Origin of the sequence: Enterococcus sp. NBRC 3427 (genome assembly GCF_007996925.1) — a bacterium.
GTDB classification, from domain to species: Bacteria; Bacillota; Bacilli; order Lactobacillales; family Enterococcaceae; genus Enterococcus_B; species Enterococcus_B lactis.
The window spans coordinates 1-4350 of the sequence record NZ_BJLL01000099.1 but is presented as its reverse complement, the minus strand read 5'-3'; the positions used below and the strand labels follow the sequence as shown (position 1 = coordinate 4350).

At 36.4% G+C, this 4350-nt stretch carries 4 protein-coding genes; 3 read left to right on the top strand and 1 reads right to left on the bottom strand.

Annotation, left to right across the window (positions count from 1 at the left end; all coding sequences use genetic code 11):
* Positions 1-63: 63 nt before the first annotated feature.
* Together ESP02_RS12920 and ESP02_RS12915 are read left to right on the top strand one after the other, a co-directional pair.
* On the top strand, positions 64-270 hold the full coding sequence (locus ESP02_RS12920; RefSeq protein WP_146926073.1) for a hypothetical protein: 207 nt from the start codon (positions 64-66) through the stop codon (positions 268-270).
* A gap of 184 nt (positions 271-454) precedes the next feature.
* Entirely contained in the window at positions 455-1174 is a 720-nt protein-coding gene (locus tag ESP02_RS12915) for a deoxynucleoside kinase (RefSeq protein ID WP_002321450.1), read from the top strand.
* A gap of 79 nt (positions 1175-1253) precedes the next feature.
* Here ESP02_RS12915 and ESP02_RS12905 read toward each other — a convergent pair whose 3' ends face one another.
* Complete coding sequence (locus ESP02_RS12905) at positions 1254-1937, bottom strand: YoaK family protein (protein ID WP_025478399.1); 684 nt, start codon at positions 1935-1937, stop codon at positions 1254-1256.
* Between the two features lie 219 nt (positions 1938-2156).
* Here ESP02_RS12905 and ESP02_RS12900 point away from each other — a divergent pair, with 219 nt between their 5' ends.
* Complete coding sequence (locus ESP02_RS12900; protein WP_002373254.1) at positions 2157-4343, top strand: ATP-dependent helicase; 2187 nt, start codon at positions 2157-2159, stop codon at positions 4341-4343.
* Positions 4344-4350 lie beyond the last annotated feature (7 nt).

Genomic DNA, 4350 nt, shown 5'->3' with positions numbered 1-4350 from the left:
GTTTTTTCGAGTATTTTATGTTAAAAATTTACTGACCTTAGAAAAGGTGATGGAGGGATTCTTATGGAAAATGAACAATTGTTTGAAGTCAGCGAAACATATGCATTTAAATCTGATTTATTTGAATCACCAATAAAAGGAAAAATAGAAAAAATCTATGAAAATAGCGTGATGATACGTGTCATGAATTGCGCAGCAGAAGACAATGATACCGCTCATAATCTGCACTGGCAGTTAGTCGTACGCAAATCAAGTACAATAGAAGAATAAAAACAGATAAAATGTTGAGAGCATAAAAGAGTAGAAGTTCATACATTCTACTCTTTTATTTTCATGAATAGGCGTGACTTCTAGCTACTATTGGCGAAGCAGCCTGTAAGGAGCAGATAAAGTCAAGGCTTTTATTTCTATCAATGAAGTAGTAAAATGAAGAACAGATTTTATTACAGGAAGGATGCCGATAATTGTGATTATTGTTGCAGGAACGATCGGTGCAGGGAAAAGCACACTGACTGAAATGCTTGCCCAAGATTTAGAAACAAAACCTTTTTATGAGAACGTGGAGGATAATGAAGTATTGCCACTGTTTTATTCTAATCCGGAAAAGTATACTTTTTTATTGCAGATATTTTTTTTGAACAAACGTTTTTTGGCGATTAAAGATGCTTTCAGCCATGATGACAATGTACTAGACCGCTCCATCTACGAAGATAGTATGTTGTTTCATCTGAATGCCGATTTAGGGCGTGTTTCTGAAGTAGAAGTAAAGCAGTACGAAGGGCTTTTAGAGACGATGCTGAAGGAATTAGAAGAAATTTCGCCGCAAAAGAAACCGGATTTGCTGGTTTATATTCGTGTATCCTTTGAAACTATGTTAGCAAGAATCAAAAAACGAGGTCGGGAATATGAACAGCTAGAGCAAGATCCTGAACTCTATTCCTACTATAAAGAACTCAATCGACGTTATGAAGAATGGTATGAACAGTTTGATATATGTCCCAAAATAGTAATCGATGGGGACAAATACGATTTCGTAGCCGATCCAGCATGTGGAGAACAAATCGTACAAGAAATCAAGATGCGGGCAAAGAAAATGACAGAAGAGGCAGATGCCCAGTCAATCCGCTACACTACAAATAACCCGAAAGCAAAGGGTATCTTTACAACTAAATAATAAAAAAACTAAGCAAATTGCTCACTCACAAAATTTCTTTGTGAACAGCATCCTGCTTAGTTTTTTTGATTCAGGGGAATTAAAAGGTGAAACGGTTCGTATGATAAAACTGCCATAACTGAAATGTCTGAGTGAGGGCCATGATCAAGAATAAAATAGAAACGACCAAAATCGAATGGGCGCCAAACAAATGATGACAGAATACAAGGACAATAGCCCCTGCGATAAAGGCAAGAACGACAGTTAAATAGTGGAAAAATCGATCAAAATCTGCTTTTTCTTTAGTAATACAATAATCATATAAATTTGTTGCTACCCCTTTTAAATTTCCTGTTGTGAATAAATTGGTGTAGGCACGCCCGTTGATTTTATCAAAAGCCACCCACTGGATCGAGGCCGTAAAAGCAATTAAAATCGTTACTAATGCGGGATGCTCATGGACAGGTGTCAAACTGACAAAGAAAAAAATCACCGCTTCATAATATAGAACAAATAAGCGCCAGAAATGTTTTTCTTTTTTTCTAAAATAATCAATCAAATACTTTGTTAGAAGAATCCCTAAGAAAAAGAAAAGGGTAGACAATACTTTTTTGCCGACGCTTAGCCACTCTCCGTCAAAAGCTTGGATGATCGATAGGATGATATTGCCAGTTTGAGCAGAGGCAAAAGCACCATACTGGATATAAGTATAACTGTCCATTGCTCCTCCGATAAATGTCAGCAAAAGACCTATTGTACGCCCCTCGTGAAAGGAAGTCTGCATTTTTTTCATCACCTTTTATGAATATAATTTTGTCTTCCTTATCTTAGCATAAACGATTGAAAAAAAGGAAAAATTTTCAGAAAACTAAAATCATCTCGCTCCCCATTTTCATTTTTAGAAAGGTCTGTTAGTATAAAGAAAAAATAGACAACGAGATTTTAAATAATCAAATTGGAATAAACAACTTCAAAGAAGAAAGATGGGAAGGAAATCAATCAGTTGGATGAAAAAGAAATTCTCCGATTACAAAAAGAACTGAATCGTTGGGAGAACAAATATAAAAAGCTTCAACAAGTCTTTCGGCTACAAGAAGAAATCATTGCTACCTATGAAGCGGCTTATGGAGAAGCCCCTGGACTTATTGAGGAAGAAATGCAGGAAAAAGAAAGCAAAGGTAATAACTCTTTCTTTAAAATGATGGAGAAACGTTCTTATAATCGCTTCAATCAAGAACAAAAAGCAGCTATCACATACGATATGCAGAAACATCTTCGAATCATAGCGGGAGCTGGGAGCGGCAAGACGCAAACAATCTGTGCAAAAGCTGTGTACCTGATGACACAAAAACAAGTAGACGAAGAACGCATACTGATGATTACTTTTACACGGAATGCTGCAAATGAACTAAAAAAACGAGTAGATAATTTCAGCCAAAGGAAAACAGCTGTCCATATCGGAACATTCCACAGTATCTTTTTCAGGATATACAATGAGATTTGTCGAAAATTCCCTGATGTGGCAATGCAAGGGATACAAGGGGACTTTTCAAAAGATACTGCGCAAAAAGTAAATGCTGTTTTGCAACAGCTGATACGTAAATATAATCTTTATCTATTTGATCAATATGGAGAAAAAACGATTGCTTCTCGCTTAGACTATTGGCAGAATATGAACCTATCAATAGAAGAAATGATTCAGTTAGTTAAAGAAAAATATGATTCCATTGATAAGAATGCAAGACAACCGATATCAGAACGACTGTATGGATTGCTTACAGAACTCCAAGAACAAAAAAGAAGGCAGCAATTGTTAGAGTTCAATGATGTACTCCAAAATTTGAAAAGCGCTTTGGAGAATGACGAGATTCAGCGCTATATTGGACAGAAATATGATTATCTATTTATTGATGAATTTCAAGATACTAATCCACTTCAATGGGAAATCGTGAAGCGGATGACAAAGGAAAACGGAATCAAGTTAATCGTTGTTGGAGATGATGACCAAAGTATCTATGGATTCAGAGGATCAGAGCCAGCATATATCAAGAACTTTGAAAAAGAATATCCTACTAAAACTCTTTTCTTATTAACTAATTACCGCTCTCGGGCAGCTATTGTCCAAGGAGCGAATAGATTGATCAGCTATAACAAAAATGATCGGATACCAAAGGCGATGATTCCAGCACAAAAAGAAGCGGGCATTATGGAGGCTTATTTGTTCTCAGATACAAAAGCAGAAAGCCAGTGGCTGATAAGTCAAATTCAGTCACTTATTCAAAAAAATGGGAAATATAAGGAATCGATTATATTATACCGATCGGCTTCGCAAACACAGCAACTTGTCCAATCTCTGCTGAAAACGAATATTCCTTTTGTACTGGAAGCAGATAGTCCATATGAAGGTATCTTTGGCATCAAGTCTTTCCAACAGTTCTATCAAAAAATCGTTCATTGGCAAACAGCGCAGAATCCGCAAAAGAAAAATCAAACCTATCAGCAATTGCTGCGGCAGCTGATGGTAGACTGCTATCTGAAAAAAAGTGAATGCGATCAATACTTTTCTCCTAAATACCAAAATACAGCCATTACGGATTATATTTTGTCGGTAAGACCCAATTTAAAATCCAAATCTGCAGAAATCCGCCAGTTTGAGGAAGCGTTGCGTAAAACAGACCAGCATCAAGACATCTATTCGCTTGTACAAAGCTATCTTCATCTGCCACGTATAGCTAAGGAAATCGATCAGAGTGATCAAGAATGGATACGAGAAGAAGTAAAGCAACATGCTACTTTTAGAAGTATCCAAGCCTTATCGCAAGAAACCCAAGCAACAGCTAAAGAATTAAAAACCCGCTTGATTGCTTACAGACAAGGAAAACTTGATGCGCTATGTATCCAGAGCATTCATAAAAGTAAAGGTCTTAGTTACAGAAATGTCTTTTTAATTGGCTGTAACGAGGGAAGTTTGCCTTATAACGGAGCAACAGAAAAGAAAGTCATCGACTCTAATGAAATAAAAGCAGAACCAGTGACGACGATAGAAGAAGAACGAAGACTATTTTATGTTGCGATGACTAGAGCAAGAAATCGTCTGTATCTATGTGTACCTCAAATGAAAAATACAAGAAAATTGAAAGTATCAAGATTTGTCAAAGAAACCGGTAGTCGTATGAAAAAAGGAAAGTGATGGAAAA